Annotated in this window: 1 protein-coding gene; it reads left to right on the top strand. The window is 40.4% G+C overall.

Annotated elements, in window-relative coordinates:
- Positions 1–654 (top strand): riboflavin kinase (locus tag ACFIK8_RS11905; protein WP_375669549.1); only part of this gene is annotated, 654 nt, incomplete at both ends.

The raw sequence follows: 654 nt of genomic DNA, 5'->3' as shown, positions 1-654 counted from the left end.
AGAGTACTCCAAAAAGCGCTTGATTTAGCACGCATGAAAAATAAGCTAGCTCTTGTTTTAACCTTTGAACCACATCCAAGAAGTTTTTTTCAAAGCTCAGCTCCTGTCGATCGCTTAACAGAGGCTGCTGAAAAGGCTGAAATTTTAAAAATCCTCGGGTTTAATGGAGTGATTGAACAGCCTTTTTATGCACATTTTTCTGCTCTTTCAGCAGATGAATTTATCAATGTGATTTTAAAAAAAGCCCTTGATGTTTCAGCTGTGGTAATCGGTGACAATTTTCAATTTGGTCATCAGAAGAGTGGAACTGCGCACCTTCTTTGTCAAAGGGGAGAAGAATGTGGATTTGAGGTCGTTAAAATTTCTTGCGTATGTAGTACACAAGATCAACAAAAGCGGATGATTTCCTCTAGTTTTATTCGTCAGCTTCTTTCACAAGCTCAGGTGGGAAAAGCAGCCCATTTGTTAGGTTATCATTATCGGGTTCGTTCAAATATTATCCAGGGCGAAAAACTTGGACGCCTTTTAGGTTTTCCTACCGCTAATCAGATATTACCTCCTCAAACTAGTTTGGCTCATGGTGTTTATGCTGTACGGTTGCGTCGTGCTAACGGTGTTTTGCATGATGGGGTTGCAAGTTTTGGTTGTCGTCCA

It is taken from the genome of Bartonella sp. MR168JLCBS (assembly GCF_042194175.1).
Note: the sequence above shows the minus strand (reverse complement) of the source record. Positions and strands in the feature narration are given on the sequence as shown.